This window comes from Caballeronia arvi (assembly GCF_001544695.2).
Taxonomy (GTDB): Bacteria; Pseudomonadota; Gammaproteobacteria; order Burkholderiales; family Burkholderiaceae; genus Caballeronia; species Caballeronia arvi.
The window spans coordinates 13,424-37,785 of the sequence record NZ_FCOM02000063.1 but is presented as its reverse complement, the minus strand read 5'-3'; the positions used below and the strand labels follow the sequence as shown (position 1 = coordinate 37,785).

Below are 24,362 nucleotides of genomic sequence, written 5' to 3'. Positions count from 1 at the left end.
AGAAAGCTAGCAAAACATCCGTTCAAAACCCGACATCTCTATTTAGCCGGCGGTACGACATTTGAACTTAGCGGGGACATTATTTGTAGCGGCTAAGTTGTAATGTCCGGTTTTGGCCAAGTTGAAATGTCCGCTTTGATGCCACGTATGCTGACCGGTCGCGGGTTTCGCGGCGACGGAGGCTTAGATCGTGAAGACCGGGCGCAAGCCCGGCCGACGGACCGACCGGACTAGTGCCGCAGCGCTCGAGCGCGCCAGAGAGCGCCCCTCGACTCAAACACGCGACTCCTCTGCGCACCCCGCGCGCGTCACCGTATGCCCGACCATCAGCCCCATATCGTAAGCGCGTTCGAGCGCGCGGCCGATGTCCTCGACACGGCACATCCGCATATCCGCGCCCGTATCACCAGCGGCGTCGAACGATTCGATGCCCAGTTCATCGCGGGCAATCGTCAATAGCAGTTCCCAATACGCTTCAGTTTTGTTGCGGTAGATCACGAATCACGCTCCATTTACTTGCATTTGCTCGTCGACAAGATTAATAGGACAGCGACACGCGCGATGCGACGTATCGACGCGAATGGAGCGTCGTATCTAAAAATTCAACGTTTCAGAACCCGAAACAAATCGTGCGTATGTTTAAAATCTCGCGCGCAATCATTCGGTCAGCGAAGCACGGATGCGTTGCCTATGATTTAGCTCAGGCCCGTTCAGGTCCTATGCAGGTCATCGTCCGGCGCTTTCTGGGTATCGACCGCAAACCATCAAGGGACACAGAATCCACATGAAAGCTCCTCAGCGCTTGGCAAAAATCGAGTTGATGGCGCCCCTCTCCGGCGTGATGGTGCAGATCGAAACCGTGCCCGACCCGGTTTTCGCGCAGAAGATGGTCGGCGACGGCGTATCCATCGATCCGACGTCCGACGAATTGCTCTCCCCGCTTCCCGGCAAAATCACGCAACTGCATCGCGCGGCGCATGCGGTGACCGTGACGGGCGAAAGCGGCCTCCAGGTGCTCATCCACATCGGCCTCGATACCGTGATGCTTCGCGGCGAAGGCTTCACGCCGCTCGTCAAGGAAGGCGACACCGTCACGACCGGCCAGCCGCTGATCCGTTTCGATCCGGTCGTCGTCGGCGCGCGGGCGGTGAGCCTGCTCACGCAAATGGTCATCGCGAACGGCGAGCTCGTCACGCGCTATGTGCCCGCGACAGGGCTCGTCACCGCGGGCCAGGATGTCGCGTTGTCGGTCGAATTCGTCAGCGGCGCGCGCGACGATGCGAGCGGCGCGGCGTCCGGCGCGATTCAGTCCGATGAAATCACCTTGCCGAATCCGCAAGGCCTGCACGCGCGGCCCGCCGCGGTCGTCTCGGTCGAAGCGAAGAAGTACAAGTCCGATATCCGCATCGTGCGCGGCAGCGACAGCGCGAACGCGAAATCGGTCGTCGCGTTGATGGCGCTCGCGACGAAGTTCGGCGACACGCTGCGCGTCGAAGCCGCCGGGCCCGATGCGGCCGAGGCTGCTGCCGCGCTCGCCCGCCTGCTCGCGTCCGGCTCCGGCGAAAAACCCGGCGACGCGCCCGCGGTCGGGGTGGCGCCTGCCGTGGCCGCGCCGGAAACGGCCATCCCGAAACGCGCCGCGCCCGCCGACGCGAACGAGTTCACGGGCGTATCGGCGTCGCCAGGACTCGCGGTCGGCAAGATCGTGCAGTTCCGTCAGGAAGTCATCGACGTGGCCGAAGCGGGCGAAGCGCCGCAACGCGAGCGCGCACGGCTCGATGCCGCGCGGCACGAAGCGCGTCAGCAGATCGAAGCGCTGAAGGCGAAGCTCACCGATCCGTCGAAGGCGCAGATTCTGGAAGCGCATCTCGAACTGCTCGACGATCCCGATCTCAACGATGCGGCCATCGCCGGCATCAGCGACGGCAAGAGCGCGGGCTTCGCGTGGCGCGCCGCGTTCGAGGCTCAGGCGGACACGCTCGGGCAGCTCGACAACGCGCTGCTGCGCGAACGCGCGGGCGATATCCGCGATGTGGGCCGCCGCGTGCTCGCGCTGCTCGCGGGCGTGAAGGAAGCGCATATCGACGTGCCCGAGGAATCGATCCTGGTCGCCGAAGAACTGTCTCCGTCCGATACCGCGTCGCTCGACCGCAGCAAGGTGCTGGGCTTCTGCACGACGACCGGCGGCGCGACGAGCCATGTCGCGATTCTCGCGCGCTCGCTCGGCATTCCGGCGATCTGCGGTATCGACGAAGAAGCGCTGAATTTGCCCGATGGCACGCTCGTCGTCCTGGACGGCTCGCACGGCAGCCTGCGGCGCAATCCGAGCGCGGACGAACTCGCGAAGGCGCGCGAACGCATCGAACGCCAGACGAAGAAGCGCGAGGAAGAAAAGGTCGCGGCAAGCAAGCTGGCCGTCACCGCGGACGGTCATCGCATCGAAGTGGTCGCGAATATCCGCAATGCAAAAGAAGCGCGCGATGCGGTCGCGGCAGGCGCGGAAGGCGTGGGTCTGCTGCGCTCCGAGTTCCTGTTCGACAACCGCGACACCGCGCCATCCGAAGACGAACAGGCCGCCGAATATTGCGCGGTCGCGGAAGCGCTCGGGCGCGAGCGACCGCTCGTCGTGCGCACGCTCGATGTCGGCGGCGACAAACCGCTTTCGTATCTGCCGCTGCCGAAGGAAGACAACCCGTTCCTCGGTCTGCGCGGCGTGCGCGTGAGCCTCGACCGTCCCGACATTTTCCGGGTGCAGTTGCGCGCGATTCTGCGGGCGGCTTCCATCGGCAATCTGCACATCATGTTCCCGATGGTCGCGTCGATCGAGGAAGTGCGCGCGGCCAGGAAGATTCTTCAGGAAGAAGCCGGCGATCGCATGGGCAACGTGAAGGTGGGCGTGATGATCGAAGTGCCGTCAGCGGCGCTCATCGCCGAGCCGCTCGCGCGCGAAGTCGATTTCTTTTCCATCGGCACGAATGATCTGACGCAGTACGCCCTCGCGATGGACCGCGGGCATCCGAAGCTCGCGAAACAGGCCGATGGGCTGCATCCCGCCGTACTGCGTCTGATCGGCATGACGGTCGACGGCGCGCACAAGCACGGCAAGTGGGTCGGCGTGTGCGGCGGCATCGCATCGGATGCGATGGCCGTGCCCGTGCTCGCCGGACTCGGCGTCGACGAGTTGTCGGTGAGCGTGCCGGCCGTCGGCTCGATCAAGGCGCAGCTCGCGCGCCTCACGATGGACGAAGCGCGCACGCTCGCGGCGCGCGCGATTACGCTGGGCACGGCCGCGGAAGTGCGCGCCCTGCTCGCCCCTTACGCGGAATAAGCGAAACAGAAGAGGAGACCCTACATGTTCAAGAATGCCTTCGGCGTCGTGCAGAAGGTCGGCAAGTCGTTGATGCTGCCGGTCGCGGTGCTGCCCGTTGCCGGCTTGCTGCTCGGCCTCGGCGCGACCGATTTCCACGGCTACGTGCCCCTCATCATCCTCGCGCTGATGAAGAACGCGGGCGACGTGATCTTCGGCAATCTGCCGCTGATTTTCGCGATCGGCGTCGCGCTCGGCTTCACGGAAAACGACGGCGTGTCGGGCATCGCCGCGACCATCGGCTATCTCGTCATGACGGCGACGCTCGGCGTGATCGCCAAGGTGCAAGGTGTCGAGCCGGACATGATCATGGGCATCCCGTCCATTCAGACCGGCGTGTTCGGCGGCATTCTCGCGGGCGGGCTCGCGGCGTGGATGTTCAACCGTTATTACAAGATCGCGCTGCCGGCGTATCTCGGCTTCTTCGCGGGCAAACGCTTCGTGCCGATCGTGACGGCCATCGGGGCAATCCTGCTCGGCGCAATTCTGTCGTTCGTATGGCCGCCGATCGGCGGCGCGATCAAGGCGTTTTCGCACTGGGCGGCCGTGTCCGATCCGCGCACGGCGGCGACCATCTACGGCTTCGTCGAACGTCTGCTGATTCCGTTCGGTCTGCACCATATCTGGAACGTGCCGTTCTTCTTCGAAGCCGGCAGTTTCCTCGATCCCACCACCGGCAAGGTCGTTCACGGCGACATCACGCGCTTCTTCGCAGGCGATCCGACCGCCGGCATTCTGTCCGGCGCGTTCTTCTTCAAGATGTTCGGCCTGCCCGCCGCCGCGATCGCGATCTGGCATTGCGCGAAGCCGGAAAAGAAAGTCGCGGTCGGCGGCATGATGGTGTCGGCGGCGCTGACTTCGTTTCTGACTGGCATCACCGAGCCGATCGAGTTCGCGTTCATGTTCGTCGCCCCGGTGCTGTACTTCATTCACGCGTGTCTCGCGGCGTCGGCGCAGTTCGTCGCGAATACGCTGAACATGCACATGGGCTTCACGTTCTCGCAAGGCGCGATCGACTTCGTGATGTTCAACCTGATCGGCAACAAGGCGACGCATGCGTGGTACGTGTTCATCCTCGGGCCGATCTATGCGGGCATCTACTACTGCGTGTTCCGCTTCGTGATCAGCCGCTTCAACCTGAAGACGCCGGGCCGCGAGGACGACACGGTCGAAACTGCCGCGGTCTCGACGGGCGTCGGCGGGCGTTCGCGCGATCTCGTGCTCGCGTTCGGCGGGCGCTCGAACATCAAGAGTCTCGATGCGTGCATCACGCGGCTGCGCATCACGGTGAACGATCCGGCGCTCGTGAACGACGCCAGGCTGAAGGCGCTCGGCGCGGCGGGTGTCGTGCGCGTCGGCAACGGCGTGCAGGCGATTTTCGGGCCGCTGTCGGAGAACATGAAAACCGACATGCAGGAGTATCTGAAGTCGGCGGGCGCCGAAGCCGATTTGCCGGTGGCGGGTGCGCCGGTTGCCGCGACTGAAGCTGTGGCGGCGGCGTCGTCGACTGCGGCGCCGGACAGCACGCAACAGAAAGCGCGCGTTGAAATGATCCGCGCGGCGCTCGGCGGTGCGGCCAATATCCTTAAGCTCGAACCGCTCGCGGCCACGCGTCTGCGCGTCGCGCTCGGCGATGCATCGCGGCTCGATGCCGCCGCGTTGAAGGCAGCCGGCGTGCCCGCGACGCAAGCGCTCGGCAATGGGGAGATGGATCTGATCGTCGGGTTGGAAGCGGAGAGTTTGGCCGGCGCGATGAAGTGAACACTACGCGATCGACTCGCCCTCCCTCCGCTTCTCGATCGCGTAATAAACGCAACACCCCGCCACCACGCCCCAGAACGCCGCACCCACACCGAGCAGCGTCACATCGCTCAGCGTGACGACGAACACGATCATCGCGCTCAAGGGCAGCGCCGAACGGAACGCGGCGACGAAGGACTTTTCGAGCACGCCCATCATCGCGAGTCCCGCAAGGATCGCGATATACGCACCGGGCAGACTCGTCAGCAGAAACACATAGGCCGTGGCGAACAGACCAATCGCCACGCATATGACGCCCGCGATCAATGCGCCGATGTAATGACGCCCATGCGTGCCGCCCGACACGAGAATCGCGTTGCTGGGCCCCGCCAGCACCGACGGACAACCGCCGAACGGCGCGGTGATCGCGGTCAGCACGCCGCTCGTGATCGTCACGAGTCGCAGCGACGTGCGATACCCCGACGCACGCGTCACCGCGATGCCCTGCGCATTCTGCACGAACAGCACGGTGATGAGCATCGGCAGCAGCAGTTGCGATATCGCATGAATATCGAAGCGCGGAGCGACGAGCGCAGGCGTCGCGATCCATGCGCCGCCGGTATGGCTCGGCAACTGGAAGCCCGTCGCGAAGAGAATCGCCGCGCCCGTGAGCATCGCGCCAATCAGCGGCGGAATCGGCGCGGCGTTACGGCGCTCCAGCCACATCAGTCCGAAAAACGTCAGCAGCATGCCCGCGCCAATGAACGGCGCGGCCACCGTCGAATGCACGACGGCCAGCACGTACTTGATGAAGAGCCCGGCGATCATCGCCATGACAATGGGCATCGGCACCCATCGGTCGAGCAGCGCGACGAGGTTGGTCGCGCCGAGCACGAGCAGCACGGCCGCGCACACGAGATACGTTCCCACTGCCGCGCCGAAGCCGTATTGCGCGATCACCGGCGCGGCGAGGATCGCGCCCGGAATCGTCCAGAGAAAGAGCAAGGGCTGGCGCGTCTTCCAGCTGATTGCGATGCTCGCCAGCCCATTCATGCCGATGGACGCAAAGAGCCACGACGACGTCTGCGCCAGGCTCAGCCCGCCTTCCCGCGACGCGGCGATGATGATCGCGACCGGCCCCGTCGCGGAGAAGCTCATGCTCGCGAACGCGAGCGAGAAATACAGAAGCCATGACCGGCCGATGCCGGTCCCGGATGCGTCGCTAACGGACATGTAGAGCGCTCGAAGGAAAACGATCCCGCGCCGCATTCGATGCAGGATCGCATGGGGATCAGACGCCCGGCATCAATGCGCGGCCGCCGCTTCGGCGTGCACGGGCGCACGCCAGGCAAGCCCGATGATCACGCCGAGCACGCAAAGCGCGCCAATGTACCACGCAGGCGCCATCGTGATGCCCTGCCGCCCCACGAGGAACGATGCCATCGCGGGCGCGGTGCCGCCGAAAATCGCATAGGCGGTGTTGTACGACAGCGCGAAACCGGTGAAGCGCACTTCGGGCGGAAAGCTCTTCACGATGATGTACGGCCCGAGCGTGATCGTCCCGATCAGAAAGCCGCCGAGGATATAGAGCGTCCACACCGACTGGCTGCCCGATGCGAGAGTCATGTAGAACGCGCCCGTGACCAGCAGCATCGCGGCACTGCCGATCGCATAGGCGCGGCCGCCGCCGATCTTGTCCGCGGCCCATCCGGCGAACGTGCTGCCGAGAATCAGCCCGAAGATCGACCACGAGTTGTTGGTGAAGACATCCTTCGGTGCGAAATGGAACTGCGATTGCAGGAACGTCGGCGTGTAGAGGAAGTACAGCACGAAGATGCCGGAGAAGACCCACGTCGCGAGCAACGAGACGATGATCGCGCCGCGATGCTCTTTCAGCACGACCGCGAGCGGCAGACGCGCATCCGCTTCACGCTTCGCACGCAGTGCTTCGAACACGGGCGTTTCCTGCAGATATCGGCGCAGATAGACCGAGATGAGACCGAACGCGCCACCCGCGATGAACGGCACACGCCAGCCCCAGCTCTTCAGATCCGCCGGGTCCATGTTGCCGATCAGGAACTTCGCCGACAGCGCGCCGAGCAGAATGCCCGTGCACAGTCCCGACATCAGCAGACCGCAAGCCAGCCCGACGCGATCGCGCTTGACGTGCTCCGAGCAGAAAATCCACGCGCCCGGCACTTCCCCGCCGACGGAAAGCCCCTGCAAAACGCGGCACAAAAGAAACAGCAGCGGCGCAACGATGCCGAGCGTCGCATAACTGGGCAGCAAGCCGATGAGCAGCGTCGGTGCGGCCATCAGGAACAGGCTCAGTGCAAACATCTTCTTGCGGCCGATACGGTCGCCGAAGTGCGCGAAGAAAATGCCGCCGATGGGGCGCACGAGATAGCCCGCCGCGAAGATGCAGAACACTTCGAGCTGCGCAAGCCACTCGGGTGTCTGCGGCGGAAAGAACACGGTCGCGAGCAGCTTCGTGAAGAACACCGCGACGATGAAATCGTAGTACTCCAGCGCGCCGCCCAGCGACGCGAGCATCAGCGTCTTGATATCGTTGCGGGACATCGACCGCCCATGAATGGCGACGTCGTCCGTCTGTACAGGGGTAGAACTCATGATTGGCTCCAAACTCGGGTGAGGTGACGTTTAACGCATTCGCCAACTAGTCAGTATGCTGATTATTCGTGCGTTCTATTCCGGCAAACGCACGAGCAGACCCGCTCTGATAGCTTCGCGACGCATCGTTCTATTGACTTCGTGTTCTGACTTTCATCATTGACAACTTATGCTTCAGCCTTCAGCATTCGTCAGTACGCTGATGGATAATTTGTATCCGGAAAAAATTGGCAGCGCAACTCTGATTGCACCTATCGTGCGTGACGCCGTTTCAACACGCGCGACGCGCGAACGCTAAACTCCTGTGTGACAGAACTTCTTCGAAAGGGTAAAGATGGGCACCGTTGCCGAGAAAAAAGCGGCCGTCTCCGACGGCGGCATCGAGACCGGACATCTGTGGCAGCGACCGGGCTTTCTGATCCGGCGGCTCAACCAGATCCACATCGCGCTCTTCTTCGAGTCCTGCAAGGACTTCGCCATCACGCCCGTGCAGTACGGCTTGCTGACGACGCTCTCCGAACGTCCCGGGCTCGATCAGACATCGCTGTGCGCGGAAGTCGGCGTCGATCGCACCACGATGGCCGACGTGCTGCGGCGTCTCGAAGAGCGCGGCCTCGTCAAGCGCGAGCCGAGCCCGCACGACGGGCGTCTCAAGATCGCGAACATCACCGCGAAAGGACGCCGCACGATGAAAGACATGTACGGCAGCATGCGCGAAGCCCAGGTGCGGTTTCTGGAACCGCTGAGCGCTGAAGATCGCGTTCATTTCGTGCGCATGATGATGCAGCTCGTCGAAGGAAACAATCAGTACGGACGCACTTCGCTCAAACATTTCGATTGACTATTGCGTGATATCGCGGCGGTATGTTTCCGGCACGAAGAGCGCACCGACCGCGAACGACACGACTGCAATCACGATCGGATACCAGAGCCCGAAGTAGACATTGCCGCGCGCGACGGCCATCGCCGAGACCACGAACGGCAGCATCCCGCCGAACCAGCCGGAGCCGAGATGAAACGGCAACGACAGCGACGTATAACGGATGCGCGCCGGAAACAGCTCGACCATGAACGCGGCCATCGGGCCATAGATCATCGCGAGATAGAGCAGCAGCAGCCACATCAGCAGGATGACCATCGGCGCGTCGATCTTCGTAGGGTCCGCGTGCGCGGACCAGCCAGACGCAACAAGCGCTTTCTCCAGTTCGCGCTTGTCGCAGCCATGCACGACGATGGAACCGATTGCCGTCGATGCGCCCTCGCCCGCCTGCTGCGGCGCCTGATCATACGAGACGCCCGACGCGCTCAGAAAGGACCGTATGCGATCACACTCCGTCACCGGCGCGGAAAACAGCGCGAAGCGGCAATCGTTCGCACGGACGGTGACGGGCGCGCTTTTCTGGAACGCTTCCAGCTGAGGATTCGCATAGTGCGTGAGCGCGTGGAAGATCGGCTGCGTGGTCGCGGCGAGCAACAGGCACGCGAGCATCATGATCCACTTTCGTCCGATGCGATCCGATAACCAGCCGAACACGAGATAAAACGGAAACACCGCGATCAACGCGATCGCCAGGAAAAGATTGACCGCATTCGGCGCGACCTTCAGCGTGTTCTGCAGGAAGTACATCGAATAGAAGTGCCCCGTGCCGAACACGACACCGACGCCCGATGCCGTGCTGAACAACATGATGAGCACGTACTTCAGGTTGCTCCACTTGCCGAAGCTCTCGCCTATCGGCGATTTCGAGAGCCTGCCCGCCTGCTTCATGTCACGAAACGTCGGCGATTCGGCGAGCTTCGTGCGCAGATAAACCGAGATCGCGAGCAGCACGATCGACACGAGGAACGGCATCCGCCATCCCCAGCTTTGGAATGACGATTCGTCCATCGCGGCGCGACTGATGCTCACCGCCGCGATCGATGCGAGCAGCCCGAGCGTCGCCGTGGTCTGGAGCGAGCTCGTATAGAAGCCGCGCCGGTCCGCAGGCGAATGTTCCGCGAGATACGTGGCGGCGCCGCCCGTTTCGCCGCCCAGCGCAAAGCCTTGCAACAGCCGCAGCGCGACGAGCAACACGGGCGCCATCATCCCGATGCTGGCGAACGATGGCAGCAAGCCCACGCCGATGGTCGCGACGCCCATCAGCACGATGGTCGCCATGAACGTGTACTTGCGGCCGATGCGATCGCCGAGCCGTCCAAAGAAAAGCGCGCCGAGCGGACGCACGAGAAAGCCCGCGCCGAATGTCGCGAGGCTCGCGAGAAACGCGACCGTATCGTTGCCGCTCGGAAAGAACAAGGTGCTGAACGTGCCCGCGAGCGCCGCATAGATGTAGAAGTCATACCATTCGAGCAGCGCGCCGAACGACGACGCAATGATCAGCGTGAACTCATGACGCGTGACGATGCGGTGCGAGCGCTGCGAAAGAGACGTGGCCATATCGGTCCCATGCGGCTGAAAGCCCGGTGATCACAGATCCGCGAGCAACGCGAGTGCTTCGTCGCGGTTCATCACGGCGGCGTACTTCTGCGCCATGTCGAAGAGATTCGCTTCGTGCGGGGCGATGGCGCGATCGCCGACGCAATCTGACAGCACGAACGGACGGAAGCCATACTGCATCGCATCGACGACGGAGGACCGCACGCAGCCGCTCGTCACCGCGCCCGCGATCAGCAGCGTGCGCACGCCGTGCTGCGTGAGCCATGCCGCGAGGCCCGTGCCGAAGAACGCGGACGGCACGGTCTTGCGCACGACGAGTTCGCCCTTGCGCGGCGCGAGCTGCGGCACGATCGCGCTGTCGTGCGAGGCTTCTTTCAGCGCGAGCAGACCGGGCACTTTCATCGTGAAGATATTGTGATCGCTGTCGTCATCGGCGAAAACGATGCGGCTGTGCGCAATCTTCCAGCCCTGCTCGCGCGCATGTGCGAGCAAGGGAATCGTGCGCTCGATAGCTTGTGGAATATTGCCGCCGCCGAACACTTCGGGATTCGCGAAGCCGTTCACGAAGTCGACGATCAACAGGCCGACTGGCGCGATGGGCGTGAGCGTCGAGCCGAAGCTCTGACGTTTATAGGTTTCGATATCGTGGGGCATGTCGGTCTTGTTCATTGTTCAACGATCGAGCACGACGCCATTGCGCACGACAGGCTCGCCGTCGAGAAATACGTCGCAATGACGCAAGGGAATGTCGATATGGCAGGTCGTCGTGCGGCTGCCGCCCGCTTCGTTGTTCGGTCCGAGCGAGAACAGGAAGTTGCCTTCGAACGCGCGTGCATCCATGCCGATGGTGGCCTCGCGATCGTAGAGACCCAGGGTCGACCAGTGCGCGCGCGGCTGCAACCCCCAGCCGATATGCGAGATCGCATACGCTTCGGGATCGTTGAAGGTCGCCATGTATTCGCTGAGCAATTGCGCGTCGATGCCGCCATCGATGCGCTTCGCATAACCTCCTTCGACCGTGAGTTCGATGCGGTCCTGCACATAGTTTTTCTGCGGCAACAGGATATCTCCGCGATCGATCACGATGCGGCCATACGCCTGACGATCGTTCGGAAAGGTCAGCGCGAAACCGCTCGGCCAATGATCCCAGCGGCCGGGTTCGTCGACGAAACCGTACTCGGCGATCGGCTCGAACTCACCGAGCGGACAGTGGAAATCGGTGCCCGCCGCCGACACGATATGCATTTCCTTCGCACGCGCGATGCGCGCCTGAGCGGCCAGCACGCGTTCGCGATCGGCGGGTGTCGGCACGAGACGCGTGAGCACTTCGGGCGGTTCCACCGCGAGCAGAATCTTCGTGCCGCTCTTCAGGATATCGAGTTGCTCGGGCGAGAACAGCAGCGTCATCAGATCGAGCACGAGGTCGCTTTCCTTCAGCGCGGCGATCGCGGCGCGGTTGCCCGTCAGAGGCGTCGTGCCGAGATACGCGAGCGAGTCGCGGCTCAACGCCTTCTCGCCGTTCACGGGCGGCAGATCGAGACGATTGACGACTGCGCCCATCGATTGCGTCGCGATCAAAGCCGTCGCGAGCGTCTGCGGATGCGTCGATGCGCTGGTCAGAATCGTGACCGTCTGTCCCGCTTCGAGGCGCGATAGCTTAAGCACCTTGGTCCATGCTTCGACCATCTGATAGTCACTGACTGGCATGCTTGCCTCCCTGATCGAACGGCGCAAGCGCTGCGCCGAGGAAATCGCCGAGCGCCGCATGAAAACCGGCTTCGTCGTCCCAAGGAATCATGTGGCCCGCGTTCCGCACGCGCGTGTGTTCGAGTTGCGGCACGAGCGAGCGAATCTCATCGACATCTTCATCGCGTACGACATCGCCGCGGCCCGCCGTGACGAGCAGCGCCGGGATCTTCAGATGCGGCAGATCGGCATGAATGTCATCGGTATGGAAGCCGTCGAAGCTCGCGCGTATCGCGCGTTCATCGCAGGTATGAAGCCATTCCGCGCGCAATGCAAGTTGCTCGTCGGTCCATGTCGGGCAGAACGCGCGCATCGCATCCGCGGTCATGCCTTCGCGCGACTGACGAATCGAGTCGATGTACCACGGCAATTGCGACGGATAGGGACGGCGTCCCGGACCCGAAACCGGCGGATCGATCATCGCGAGGCGTGTCATGCCCGCTGGCTGCGAGCGCGCCGCGCGTATGCCGATGCGCGCGCCCATCGAGTGACCGACGACGCTGTATCGGTCGAAACTCAAAGCCGTTGCGAACGCATTCAGATCGGCGGCTTGCGCGTCGAGGCTGTAGTCGAGCGCATCGGATGCGGATGAAAGCCCGCGACCGCGCACATCGAGCACATAGGTATCGAACGTCTTGCCGATATGCTCCGCGACGAAACCCCACGTGACCGCCGGACTCGTGATACCCGGCACGATGATGACCGGATCGCGCCCGGCGCGTGCTCCGCCATAGCGCAGATAATGCTGACGGACGCCGTTCGCGTGAACATTCGCGCCGTATGGATAGGTCGACATGCTCTCCCCCGACTCAATACGCGCCGGACAGCAACGCGCCCGCGCCCGGCACGATCGCTTCCAGACCGAGTTGCTTGAGCATCGCGTAAGTCGTCGCGACGGCAGCGGTGATGACCGGCTTGCCCGTCATCGCCTCGACCTTCGCGATCACTGGCAGCGACGGCATCTGCACGCATGCCGACAATACGATGGCATCGGCTTCCCGATAACGCATCGACATCACGATCTCGGGCAGACGGCTCGGATCGTGGCGGCCGACTTCGAGATTGTCGGGAATCTCCAGCGCGCGATAGTCGATCACGTCGTAGTCTTCGTTGCGAATGTAGTCGACGACGAGTTCCGTCAGCGGCTTCATGTAGGGCGTAACGACTACGACTCGCTTCGCGCCGATCACCTTCAACGCATCGACCAGTGCGCCCGCACTCGTGATGACAGGCGCATCGCCACCGTTCTCGATCGTGCGCTCATGCAGACGCTTCTGCGATACGCGATGGTAGCCGTGCCCCATCGCCATGATCGCGACGAGACAGGCGTAGCCGAGTACATCGACGCGCGCATCGGATAGCTCGACGGCGCAACGGTCCGACTCCGCGTCCATCGCGGCGAGTTCTTCCTTTACGACCTTCTTCATGCGCATGCGGCTCGAATGGAACGTGAAGCGCTCGGGGCGAATCGTCTGTCGCGCGAGCAACATCGCGGGAATCTCGGTTTCCATCGTCGTGTTCGAACTCGGCACGATCTGGCCGATGCGGTATGACTTCGTCATGTGCTGCTCCATGTCTCTGAGGTCTTATGGAATGTCAAAGGCGGAAGATGCGTTCGGCGTTGCCGTGGCAGACGAGCGCGCGCGTGGCGTCGTCGAGCGGCGCGCGTTCGATGAATTCCGCCGCGATCTCAGTCGATTCGTACGGATAGTCGACCGAGAACATCACCGCGTGCGCGCCCATCTCGCCGATCGCGCCGATGAGCGCAGGCGCCGAGCACACGCCCGACGTCGTAATGAGAATGTTCGTGCCGATGTATTCCGACGGCGAGCGCTCGAGACTCACGCCGTGCGAGTAGACGGCGAAGCGGCTGTCGAAACGCCAGCGCAGGAACGGCAAGCCCTCGCCCATATGGCCGAGGATGATCTTCAGATCGGGGAAGCGATCGAACACGCCGCTGAACAGGAGACGCAACGCATGGCTTCCCGTTTCGACGCCCCAGCCCCATGTCGCGCCGGTGAGTTCCGGATGACCGTCGAGCACGCGCGGACTCACGTATGCATCGGTGGGATGCAGATATAACGGCACGTCGAGTTCCTGCATCGTCGCCCAGAAGGCGTCGTATGCGCGATCGTCGTAATAGATACCCAGCGTATGTCCATTGACGAGCGCGCCCTTGAAACCGAGTTCGCGAACGGTGCGCGTCAGTTCATCCGATGCCGCTTTTGCGCTGTGCATCGGCAAGGTTGCGAAGCCTCCGAAGCGCGAAGGATGACGCGCGATCTGCTGCGCGAGAAAGTCGTTGCTCTCCTTCGCGCGGCTCATTGCGAGCGCCGCATCGGGCTCGCCCTGAACGCTCGGACCCGTCTGCGAAAGAATCGTGTAGTCGATGCCCGCGCGGTCCATTTCGACGATACGTTGCTCGTCGAAATCGGTCAGGCGCGCGACGAGATCGCGCAATACTTCGGGCGCGATGTGCTGCGTGAAGCTCTTCGAATAACCCTGAAAACCGGGCGTGCTGAAGTGCTCTTCCAGTGCGATCTTGCGAATCCGCTTGCTCATTTGAGCTCCATTTGATCAGTAGGCTGACGATATGGCCGAACATCGGGCCGCTATCGGCTCGATGTCTCTTGTTCAATCGCCCTTTCCAAACAGTCGTTTGATGCGTCCCCAGACGACGCTCCACACGAGGCTGCCCGCATTGAACTTCGCGGACGATGCCGATGCTTCCGGCGCAGCGCCGCCGCTGAGTTGCGCCGTGATGCGCGCGCCGAAGTCCGCGATCATGCGCCGCACGAAATCCTTCACGAGCCCCGAGCGCGAGAACTGCGCGAGCGGTCCCTGCAACATATATTCGAGCGTGACGGCCACGCGCGTCTGTGTGTCTCCTTCGCTCGTAAGGGCATACGTCACATCGCCATTCGCGCGTGAGCGGCTGATGTTGTCCTGCCCCGCTCCGCGCATCACCGCACGATGCGCGGCGTCGTCGCGCTCAAGGCGTGCCGCGCCCGCGAAGTTTGCGGACATCGGGCCGAACTTGATCGCGATCCTGCCTTTCACGCTTTCGCCGTCGTGTTCCACCAGCTCCGCGCCGGGAAGACACGACGTGACCGATGGCAGATCGCCCATGAACGCCCATACCTTGTCGATGGCGAAAGGCACGACGAAGCTGTCGTCGATTGCGGTCCAGCCTTTGCGTTGAGCGGCGGGTTGATCGTTCGATACAGCTACAGGCGCTTTCGATGCGAAAGCGGGCGTCGCTGCGAACGTCTCGAAAGCAGGCGCGGCAGTCGTTGCATCGCTGACGATCGCGCGTGCGGCGGGCGCGGCTGCGATCGGGTTCTCCTTCAATTCCTGAAGCACCGCCTTGATCGCCGCGACGATGCCCATATAGCCCGTACATCGGCACAGATTGCCCGACAGTTCGAGTCTAATGCGTGCTTCGTCGGCATCGGGGAAACGACGTGCGATATCGCGCGCGGTGATCAACATGCCCGGCGTGCAATAGCCGCATTGCAAGCCATGATGAATCGAGAAGGCGCGACGCAGACGCTGCATCAGTTCGTCCTCGTCGAAGCCTTCGATGGTGCGAACCTTCTGCTGATCGCATGCGACGGCGAACGTGATGCACGAACGAACCGGCTCGCCGTCGACGAGCACGGTGCATGCGCCGCATACGCCATGTTCGCAACCGAGATGGGTGCCGGTCAGATTCTGCGTATCGCGCAGGAAGTCGCCGAGATGCACGCGCGATTCGATATCGCCGCGTACGGCACGGTCGTTGATGGTGAGTTCGATGACGGACATTGCAGTCTCTTTAAGCTGTATGCGCGTTCGATACGCCGAACGCCTGCGCGAGGCATCGTTCGAGCGCCGCTGCATGAATCGATCGGTCGATGCCGTCCGCGTTAGGCATCGCGCTTGCCACTGCTTGCGCGAGTGCGTCGTCGGTTGCGGCGGCTGGCCCGCGTTGCGCGATCTGACGTGCGAGATCGTCGAGCACAGCCGGCGGGCCATCGAGTGCGCCGAGCACGATGCGAGCGAGACCCGTGCGCGCATCGAAGGCAGCGGCTGCGCTCGCATGAGGGAATTCACCGGTCTTGCGGCATAGCTTGTAATAGCCCCAGCGCAGTGTCGAACCGAGCCTCGGCAGCAGCACGGCGGTGATGATTTCGCCGTCTTCGAGGAGCGTCGTGAACGCGCCGAGCATGAACTCGCTCGCGCGCACCTGCCGCGTGCCATTCGCTTTCGATAACTCGAGACGCGCATCCAGCGCCGACAAAGCCAGCGGCCAGTCGGCGGCGGGATCGGCATGCGCGAGGCTTCCGCCGATCGTGCCGCGATTGCGGATCGCACGATACGCGATGCCGCCCGCGACATGCTGCAGGTACGGATGACACAACGGCGCGTGCTTGCCGTCCTCGATTTCGGCATGCGTCACCGCTGCGCCCACGCGCACGACGTCGCCGCTTTCGATGACGCTGCGCAGGTCCGCGATGCGCGATACATCGACGACACGCCCCGGCCGCGCAAGCCGCAGATTCAGCATCGGTCCCATCGACTGACTGCCCGATATCGGCTTCGCGCTCTGCAACTCCTTCAGCGCGTCGGGCAACGAAGCCGCTCTCACATACTCGAACGCAGCGGCTTTCATCCTGCGATCTCCTGACTCAACTCTTGCTTGCCGGCCTTATCGCGCGCCTTCGCCTCTTCGATCGCCGTCAACAAACGACGCGGCGTCAAAGGCGTTTCCGACACGACCGCGCCCAGCGGGCTAAGTGCATCGTTCACCGCATTGAAGAGCGCGGCAGGCGGCGCGATTGCCCCGCCCTCGCCGACGCCCTTCGCGCCGAACTCCGTATAAGGCGACGGTGTTTCCATATGAATGATCGTGAGCGGCGGCAGCTCCGTCGGTCCCGGCAACATATAGTCGGCGAGTGTCGATGTAAGCGGCTGCGCGTTGTCGTCGTAGAGCGTTTCCTCGTAGAACGCCGTGCCGATGCCTTGCGCCGTACCGCCGATCGTTTGCCCTTCGACGACCATCGGATTGATCATGCGGCCGCAATCCTCGACGATCACGTAATCGAGAATCTCGACATCGCCGGTTCTGGTATCGACGGCGACGGCTGCCGCGTGCGTCGCATAGCTGAACGCACCCGTATCGACTTTCGGCTTGAAGCCTTGCGTCGCTTCGAGCCCGGCGAGATTCACGCCAGCGGGCAAGCGGTCTGGACGCAGATACCATGTGGCCGCGATTTCCTGAATCGTCACGCGTCCCTTTGCGCCGATCACTTCGCCATGCTCGAAGCGCACCGCGTTCCCTTCTTCGCCGAGCAGATGCGCGCCGATGAAAAGCAGGCGCGGCAGAAGCTCACGACATGTCGTCGCGACCGCGCCGCCCGCCATCACGATGCTGCGCGACGCATACGTGCCCGTCGAATACGGCGTGAGCGCGGTATCGCCATGCACGACCCTGATCTTTTGCAGCGGCACGCCGAGCACTTCGTTCGCGATCTGCGCGAGCGTCGTCTCCATGCCTTGTCCATGCGAATGAATGCCCGCGCGCACCTCGAGGCCGCCATCGGCGGTGATGCGAACGGTCGCGAGATCGTACCCCGGTACGACCGGCAATCCCCACGATGCGAAGACCGCTGTGCCGTGCGCCGATTGCTCGGTGAAGGTCGCGAAGCCGATGCCGACGAGACGCCCGTCCTTCTCGCCCGCCTTTTGTCGCGCGCGCCATTTCTGCACATCGAGTTGCGCTACGGCGCGTCGCAGGCTTTCCTGGAAGTCGCCGCTGTCGTAGTGCTTCTTTACGACGTTCGTATAAGGCATGTCCGCGCCGCGCACGAGATTGTCGTGACGCACTTCCCATGCTTCGCGTCCGACCGCGCGCGCGATGGCATCCATCGTCAGTTCGATCGCGAAGCACACGCCCGTGCGCGCGACGCCGCGATACGGCAGAAAGCCCGGCTTGTTGGTCGCGGCGCATTGCGTGCGGCAGCGATAACCCGAGAAATCGTAAGGGCCTGGAAGATTCCCGAGCGCCTGTCCTGTTTCGAGGCCGATCGTGAAGGGCCACGCGGAATAGGCGCCACCGTCGATGAGAAGTTCGGCATCGAGCGCGAGCAGGCGGCCGTTCTTATCGGCATAAGCGGTAAGTTCATAGTGATGCTGACGCGAGTTTGCGCCTGCGATCAGATGTTCGCGCCGGTCTTCGATGAAGCGAAACGGTTTCTTGTACGTGAGCGCGAGCCACGCGATGCAAAGCTCTTCCTGCTGAAGCACGCACTTGTAGCCGAACGCGCCGCCGACATCCGGCGAGATCACGCGCACTTGCGCATGATCGATGCCGAGGCATTGCGAAAGCACCGTGCGAATCATGTGCGGCACCTGCGTCGATGTAATCACGACGAGTTGCCCATGCGTGTGATCCCAGTACGCGAGCACGGCCTTGCCTTCCATCGGCACCATGCATTGCCGCGCGAGATCGACTTTCTGCTTCACGACGACGGGCGCATCTTTTGCGCGCTCATCGAAGTTCACGTCGGCTTTGAGATCGAGAAAGAGATTGTCGGTCCAGTGATCGTGCACGCGCACATCGGTGCGTTCGCGCGCGATGAAGGCATTCGCAAAGGCTGGCAGCTCGTCGAGATCGAGCTCGATTTCTTCCGCGATGTCTTCCGCCAGCGCGCGCGTCTTCGCGAAGCACATCGCCACGGGCTCGCCGACGAAACGCACTTTGCCCGATGCGAGCGGCGGATGCGAAGAAGGCTTATACGTGGGCAAGCTCGAATCCGCGACGATATCGGTGGCGCTTTGCATGTCGTCGCGCACGATAACTTGCGCCGCATGACTGTCCGGCTTGCCGATCCGCACGATCCGCGCATGCGCGACGGGACTGCGCAGAAAAGCCACTTCCTGCAAATCGGGAAACGTATAGTCGGCGACGAATTTGCCCTTGCCATGCAGATGCCGCTCGTCCTCGCGACGCCTCACGCGCGCGCCGACGCCACCGCTTTCGACTGGCGCTTCCGTATGTTCCGTATCACTCATGCGCTCTCTCCGGGATGGGCAATCCAGTGACATCAAACGGGATAAGCGAGATCGTTGGCGATCATCGCCGTGTCATAGACCGCCTGTCTTTCCTTCAGCAGCAGAACGTTACCATTGCGCGCGAAGCGATCAAAAAGCCTGCCTGCCTGATGCAAGGTCGTCGCGCCTTCGACGAGAGTCTGCAGCAACATATAGTTGCTCTGCGCGACGATTTCCTCATCGGTCGCATTCAGAATGCGCACGTTCGATACGAAATGCAGCATCTGGCGTGGCGCGAACATCTGCGTGCGTGCAATCGCCACCGCGCGATCGCGCAGCATGTCGCGCCCTTCCGCATACACGAGCCCGACGGGAAGCCCGTTCGCGACGTTCTCATACTCGGTCACGCGATAAAGGCAATTCTCGGTAAAGAACTCCGGCCACCGTTCGATGTCGCCGCCATCCAGCGCCGCGCAATATTCGGCATGGAAATCCTCGACTGCGGCGCGCGCGACGAGCGCCTTGTCGTGCGCGATGTTCTGCTTTTCGAATCCTGGCAACATCTAGAACTCCATCACTTCACGATAGTGTTTGTACATGGCGCGAATGGCAGCCTCGGAGATCAGGTTGTCAGCCGTGCCGATCTTGTCGCCATCCAGCTTGACGATGCTGCGGTCGCTCACCGAACGGCGCACGCCTTCCTGAACGAACTTCATCGCTTCGTTGTCTTCGAGGCCGAGAAAGCCCGCCGGCCCCATCAGATTGCCCTGACGCAAACGATGACGCACCATGTCCTCGCTGTCGTCTTCATAGCCGAACATCGTCCACAACATGATCATGCTGTTCGGGCCGTTCGGCACGATATGTCGAACGCCGAGCGTGTTCATCTCGCGCTGCACGATGAGGTTCGGCCAGATGGTTTGCATCGTGACCGACCATTCGGAATCGAATTCCTTGACGAACTCGAGGAAGCGTTCGTCTCGCAGCGTCATGCCGTCGTGGAAGGAGCGCATCTCCTTCTTCTTGTCTTCGTCGATGCTCGCGTACAGCGAATCGCTTTTCGCGGATGCCATCGTGCCGTGAATGCCGTATTTGCTGTCCGCGACCATCGCCGAACGATTGCCCGCCACGAGCAGTCCGAACACGACGAGAAACGAATGCAGCAGCGTCGCGTGATACGGGTCCTTCAGATTCTCGTGATACATCTTCCAGTTGCACGGCAGCTCGTTCTTGTAGAAGCCCAGCACGCGCAGCGGCTTGCCGTTGAATACGGCATCGAAGTCCGCGAGTATTTCGGGCGTCAGATAGTCTTCGAGCGATTCCATGTCGTGCGTGAACGATGCGAAGACCACGCCATTGCGCGTCGCGACGGCGAGCTTGCGCAGGCCGTGCGCGTCGTTGCGAAAGTCCTTCGGCATGCCGCCCAGCTTGTTCACGCCGCGCCTGAACGGCACGCCCTGAAGATTGCCCTTCAGGTCATACGACCATTGGTGATACGGGCACACGAACTCTTTATTGTTGCCTCGGCTGTGGCGGCAGAACTCCGCGCCGCGATGCGCGCAGCGATTCTCGAACACGTTGATGGAGCCGTCTTCCGCACGCGATACGACGACCGGCGTCGGCCCGACATACGAGCGCTTGAAATCGCCGGGATTCGGCACTTCCGCTTCGAGCGCGACGAAGTTCCAGGTGCGGCCATGAAAGATCCGCTCGACTTCGCGCGTATAGACCGCTTCGCTCGTGTACACCCAGTCCGGGATGCACTGCAGCCCTTCTTCGGGCCATACGAGGCCTTCGATCGGCGGATTTTTGGCTTGCGGCGTATGAATGCCGATGATCGTTTCAGACGAGTACACCGTGATCTCCCGAGTGTGTTGAACGAGTCAGCCGTTCGAGCTGGCGCAGCTTGACCGTGGGGTCCGCGAGCATGGCGGCATCGACCGGCACGGCTTCTTCGACGAGCCGCCTGATCGCGCGTAGCTCGCCGCCCTGATTGATCGCGAAAGCCTGGACGATGACGCCATCGCGCAGTCCCATCAGCAGCGTTTTGCTGTCCGTGCCCGCGCGTTCGATCCATCGATCGACGGCGCTATCGGGCAAGCCGAGCATCTGGATGTTCCAGTCGTATTGATCGGTCCAGAACCACGGCGTCGGTGTGTACGTCACGGCGTCGCCCGCGATATTTCGCGCCGCGACGATCGCCTGTTCCTGCGCGTTCTGCCACGATTCGAGACGCGTCGGGCGATCCGCGACGCCGTAGGGAAAGTTCGCGCAATCGCCTGCTGCATAGACATCGGGTACGGACGTGCGGCAATGACGATCGACGCGGATGCCATTGTTCGTAACGATGCCCGCCTCTCTCGCGATATCGTCGTTCGGTATCTGGCCGACTGCGATCACGCACAGATCGAAGTTGTCTTCGCCTATCTGTACGCCGGACGCGTGCTCTGCTATCTGCACCTGCGTTGCATCGAATATGAAGCGCACGCCATGCGTCTCGTGCTTCGTGCGCAAGCGCTCGGAGAGCATCGGCGGCAATGCGCGGTTCAGCAAGTTCGATGCAGTTTCGAACACGCTCACATCGAGGCCGCGCGTTCGTGCGCTCGCTGCAAATTCCAGCCCGAGAAAGCCGCCGCCGATCACCGCTACGGAGCGCGCCGTCGCGAGACGCGCTCGCAGACGCATCGCATCGTCGAGCGTGCGCAGACAGAACGTATGCGGACCTTCGGGCGCGGCGGGCAACTGACGCGCGCGTCCGCCTGTCGTCAGCAGACAATGGTCATAGCGCAGTTCGCCGCTCTGTTCGAGCGTGGCCATGTGCCGCTGCGTATCGAGTTTCAGCACGCGATCGTTCAGCCACTCGATGCGCGCATCGTCGTATAACCCGGCAGCGTGGACCCAGCCGTTGAAGCAATCGTCATCGTCTTCTGCGACGAGCACGTCCTTGGAAAGCGGCGGTCTTTCATACGGCGCGTGACGCTCATCGCCGACGAGCACGATGCGCCCTTCGAAGCCATACGTTCGCAGCGCTTCGGCGGCGCGCGCGCCTGCCTGTCCTGCGCCGATGATCAAAACGGTCTGCGTCATGTTCGTCGCTCCGTATTCGTACGCATCAAAGATCGACGTAGATCTCGCCGCCTTCCACCTGCACGCCGTACACGCGGATCGGCTGCGTGACCGGCGCGCATTGCGCCGCGCCCGTGCGGATGTCGAACCGCCCCTGATGCAACGGACATTCGATGCAGCCGTCTTCCAGATAACCATCGCTCAACAGCGCGAACTGATGCGTGCAAACGTTGTGCGTGGCATGCACTTCGCCATCGAGCAAATAGAGCGCGATGCGCTCCTCGCCGATCGTCACGCCGAGCGGCTCGTCTTCCACCAGGTCGGCGAGTTTCGCCGCGAACTTGAGCGTCATCTGTCGCCTCTTTCGAAATATTGTCAGTGTGCTGATGAATCTGTTGAACGTATGCTAGCAGGACTTTTTTGCGAGTCAATCGATAAAAAATAATGGCTTTCCCGTAGACGATCGGGTGTACCCGCGCTTGTGCGATGATTCGAGGCTCCGCCACGAATTCATCGCGTCATGCCGTCCACCACCGCCTCGCGCACGAGCCACCTGCCGCTCGCAAGCATTGGCTTCATCCTTGCTTCGATGCTTTGCTTCGCGATCGTCGATACGCTTGCGAAAGCGATCGCGTTGCACTATCCGGCAAACGAACTGACCTTCTTTCGTATGTTGTTCGGTCTCGTGCCCGCCATCGCCGTGTGCTGTGTCGGCGAGCGTTCGCTGATGGATCGCGTGCGGCGTCTCGACTTCAAGGGACAGACATGGCGCGCGCTGACGCTGCTCGGCGCGTCGGGTTTCTTCTTCGCGGGCCTGCCTTATATTCCGCTCGGCGAGGCGGTGGCGATCGCGTATTCGGAGACGCTGATCGTCGTGGTGCTCGCGCCGTTCATCCTGAAGGAAAGGCTGACGATGCGCTCGGCCGTCGCGGCGTTGATCGGCTTTGCGGGCGTGCTGCTCGTTGTGCGGCCGGGCGGCGGCGAATCGAGCTGGCTTGGGCCGATGCTCCTGTTGTCGAGCGCGTTGTGCGGCGCACTCTCCATCATTCAGATCAAGCGCATTCGCCCCACCGACGATTCACGCACCACGGTGCTGTTCTTCACGGCAGTGGGCACCGTCGTCGCCGGCGGCACGCTCCCGTTCGGCTGGAAGACCCCGACCTTCGACGCGCTTCTTCTGATGGCGATTCTGGGCGCATTGGCGACGGCGGGCCAGATCCTGATGACAGTGGCCTTTCGACGCGCCGACGCCGGCACGCTCGCGCCCTTCAACTACACGAGCATCGTGTGGGCGGCGTTGTTCGCCTATATCGCGTGGGGCGAAACCATCGCACAGCTTTCGCTCGCGGGCATCGCGTTGATCGTCGGCAGCGCGATTGCCGTTGCATGGCAGCGCAAGATTCCGGAAGGACCGCTTGCGTAAATCACGATGACCGATACCGCCGACATTCGCTTCCTTCTCACGATTCAGCAGAGCGGCAGTCTGGTCGCGACAGGACGCAGGCTCGGACTGTCACCCTCGGCCGTCTCGCAGCGCCTGCAACAGCTCGAAAAGAAGCTCGGGACGCGTCTCATCGACCGGACCGCGCGCAAGCTGCAATTCACCGATGAAGGCGCGTTACTGTGTCAACGCGGCGCCGATCTGATCGAACAGTTCGATGCGCTGCTCGACGAGCTGCAGGTGCGCCGTGGCGGACTCGTCGGAAGCCTGAAGGTCAACGCGCCGCTCGGCTTCGGGCGGAGATATCTCGCGCCCGTCATCGCGGACTTTCAGCGCGATCATCCCGATGTCGATATCGCGCTCACGCTCTCCGATCAACCCTTGACCGAGACCGCCGACCGTTTCGATGTCGTCGTGCATATCGGCGAGTTGCGCGCGTCCAATCTCGTCGGTCACGCGATTGCGCCGAATACGCGCTTCGTCTGCGCATCGCCTGCTTTCGTGAAGCGCTTCGGCATGCCCGAGTCGCCGCAGGACCTCGCGCGATTGCCTTGCATCGTGCTGCAGGAGAACAAGGAAGATGCGTCGCTATGGCACTTCAGCAAGGGACGCACGAGTCGCAGCGTGCGCGTCGCATCCAGGCTCGCCTGCAACGATGGCGATGTGATCCGGCGTTGGGGCATCGAAGGACGCGGCATCATCCTGCGCTCCGAGTGGGACGTCGCCGACGATATCCGCACGGGCGCGCTGGTGCGACTGCTGCCGTCATGGAAGACGCCCGATGCGAACGTGGTCGCGCTCACGCGCAGTCGTGCGGGCCTGCCACGCAGAACGCGCGAATTCATGCAGTTCATGCAGTCGCGGTTCAGGCCGCAGCCGCCGTGGCGCGGTTGAAGATT

Annotated in this window: 21 protein-coding genes; 5 read left to right on the top strand and 16 right to left on the bottom strand. The window is 62.6% G+C overall.

Annotated elements, in window-relative coordinates; genetic code table 11:
• Positions 1–273 precede the first annotated feature (273 nt).
• Positions 274–498 carry a DUF6900 domain-containing protein gene (locus AWB74_RS37055; protein ID WP_061151569.1) on the bottom strand — a complete coding sequence of 75 codons (225 nt, stop codon included), beginning with the start codon at positions 496–498 and terminating at the stop codon, positions 274–276.
• Positions 499–784: 286 nt separating this feature from the next.
• Between AWB74_RS37055 and ptsP the strand changes: the two genes are divergently transcribed.
• A complete protein-coding gene (gene ptsP, locus AWB74_RS37050; RefSeq protein ID WP_061151568.1) occupies positions 785–3,328 on the top strand; it encodes a phosphoenolpyruvate--protein phosphotransferase in 2,544 nt (847 codons plus the stop codon).
• Between the two features lie 24 nt (positions 3,329–3,352).
• A complete protein-coding gene (ptsG, locus tag AWB74_RS37045) occupies positions 3,353–5,128 on the top strand; it encodes a PTS glucose transporter subunit IIBC (RefSeq protein WP_061151567.1) in 1,776 nt (591 codons plus the stop codon).
• A 3-nt stretch (positions 5,129–5,131) separates the two neighbouring features.
• Here the strand turns inward: ptsG and AWB74_RS37040 are convergent, their stop codons facing one another.
• Positions 5,132–6,340, bottom strand: a complete 1,209-nt coding sequence (locus AWB74_RS37040; protein ID WP_061151577.1) for a benzoate/H(+) symporter BenE family transporter — start codon at positions 6,338–6,340, stop codon at positions 5,132–5,134.
• Positions 6,341–6,412: 72 nt separating this feature from the next.
• Complete coding sequence (locus AWB74_RS37035; protein WP_061151566.1) at positions 6,413–7,738, bottom strand: MFS transporter; 1,326 nt, start codon at positions 7,736–7,738, stop codon at positions 6,413–6,415.
• 334 nt (positions 7,739–8,072) lie between these two features.
• Between AWB74_RS37035 and AWB74_RS37030 the strand changes: the two genes are divergently transcribed.
• On the top strand, positions 8,073–8,579 hold the full coding sequence (locus tag AWB74_RS37030) for a MarR family winged helix-turn-helix transcriptional regulator (RefSeq protein WP_200822089.1): 507 nt from the start codon (positions 8,073–8,075) through the stop codon (positions 8,577–8,579).
• Here AWB74_RS37030 and AWB74_RS37025 read toward each other — a convergent pair whose 3' ends face one another.
• From AWB74_RS37025 to AWB74_RS36965, 13 genes are all read right to left on the bottom strand, one after another.
• Positions 8,580–10,175, bottom strand: coding sequence for an MFS transporter (locus AWB74_RS37025; protein WP_061151565.1), 1,596 nt, complete (start codon positions 10,173–10,175; stop codon positions 8,580–8,582). It abuts the gene before it with no gap.
• A gap of 30 nt (positions 10,176–10,205) precedes the next feature.
• Positions 10,206–10,829: an isochorismatase family protein gene (locus AWB74_RS37020; RefSeq protein WP_061151575.1), complete on the bottom strand. Its 624-nt coding sequence runs from the start codon at positions 10,827–10,829 to the stop codon at positions 10,206–10,208.
• A gap of 18 nt (positions 10,830–10,847) precedes the next feature.
• The gene (locus AWB74_RS37015) at positions 10,848–11,882 is read right to left on the bottom strand and encodes a M29 family metallopeptidase (protein ID WP_061151564.1); all 1,035 of its coding nucleotides are present in this window, start codon (positions 11,880–11,882) and stop codon (positions 10,848–10,850) included.
• Positions 11,869–12,717, bottom strand: coding sequence for an alpha/beta fold hydrolase (locus AWB74_RS37010; protein ID WP_061151563.1), 849 nt, complete (start codon positions 12,715–12,717; stop codon positions 11,869–11,871). The genes AWB74_RS37015 and AWB74_RS37010 overlap by 14 nt, the downstream gene beginning before the upstream one ends.
• Positions 12,718–12,730: 13 nt before the next feature.
• Entirely contained in the window at positions 12,731–13,483 is a 753-nt protein-coding gene (locus tag AWB74_RS37005; protein WP_061151574.1) for a maleate cis-trans isomerase family protein, read from the bottom strand.
• A gap of 34 nt (positions 13,484–13,517) precedes the next feature.
• Positions 13,518–14,483, bottom strand: coding sequence for an amidohydrolase family protein (locus AWB74_RS37000; protein ID WP_061151562.1), 966 nt, complete (start codon positions 14,481–14,483; stop codon positions 13,518–13,520).
• A gap of 72 nt (positions 14,484–14,555) precedes the next feature.
• Entirely contained in the window at positions 14,556–15,728 is a 1,173-nt protein-coding gene (locus AWB74_RS36995; RefSeq protein ID WP_061151561.1) for a xanthine dehydrogenase family Fe-S subunit, read from the bottom strand.
• Between the two features lie 10 nt (positions 15,729–15,738).
• Entirely contained in the window at positions 15,739–16,575 is an 837-nt protein-coding gene (locus AWB74_RS36990; RefSeq protein WP_061151560.1) for an FAD binding domain-containing protein, read from the bottom strand.
• Positions 16,572–18,977, bottom strand: a complete 2,406-nt coding sequence (locus tag AWB74_RS36985) for a xanthine dehydrogenase family protein molybdopterin-binding subunit (protein WP_061151559.1) — start codon at positions 18,975–18,977, stop codon at positions 16,572–16,574. Before AWB74_RS36985 ends, AWB74_RS36990 begins: the two co-directional genes overlap by 4 nt.
• 32 nt (positions 18,978–19,009) lie before the next feature.
• A complete protein-coding gene (locus tag AWB74_RS36980) occupies positions 19,010–19,519 on the bottom strand; it encodes an aromatic-ring-hydroxylating dioxygenase subunit beta (RefSeq protein WP_061151558.1) in 510 nt (169 codons plus the stop codon).
• Complete coding sequence (locus AWB74_RS36975) at positions 19,520–20,812, bottom strand: aromatic ring-hydroxylating dioxygenase subunit alpha (protein WP_061151557.1); 1,293 nt, start codon at positions 20,810–20,812, stop codon at positions 19,520–19,522.
• Positions 20,799–22,043: an NAD(P)/FAD-dependent oxidoreductase gene (locus AWB74_RS36970; protein ID WP_061151556.1), complete on the bottom strand. Its 1,245-nt coding sequence runs from the start codon at positions 22,041–22,043 to the stop codon at positions 20,799–20,801. The genes AWB74_RS36975 and AWB74_RS36970 overlap by 14 nt, the downstream gene beginning before the upstream one ends.
• A gap of 25 nt (positions 22,044–22,068) precedes the next feature.
• Positions 22,069–22,374 (bottom strand): non-heme iron oxygenase ferredoxin subunit, encoded by a 306-nt coding sequence (locus tag AWB74_RS36965; protein WP_061151555.1) that lies wholly within the window; start codon positions 22,372–22,374, stop codon positions 22,069–22,071.
• 168 nt (positions 22,375–22,542) lie between these two features.
• Here AWB74_RS36965 and AWB74_RS36960 point away from each other — a divergent pair, with 168 nt between their 5' ends.
• Together AWB74_RS36960 and AWB74_RS36955 are read left to right on the top strand one after the other, a co-directional pair.
• On the top strand, positions 22,543–23,445 hold the full coding sequence (locus tag AWB74_RS36960) for a DMT family transporter (protein ID WP_061151554.1): 903 nt from the start codon (positions 22,543–22,545) through the stop codon (positions 23,443–23,445).
• 6 nt (positions 23,446–23,451) lie between these two features.
• Entirely contained in the window at positions 23,452–24,357 is a 906-nt protein-coding gene (locus tag AWB74_RS36955; protein ID WP_061151553.1) for a LysR family transcriptional regulator, read from the top strand.
• Positions 24,358–24,362 lie beyond the last annotated feature (5 nt).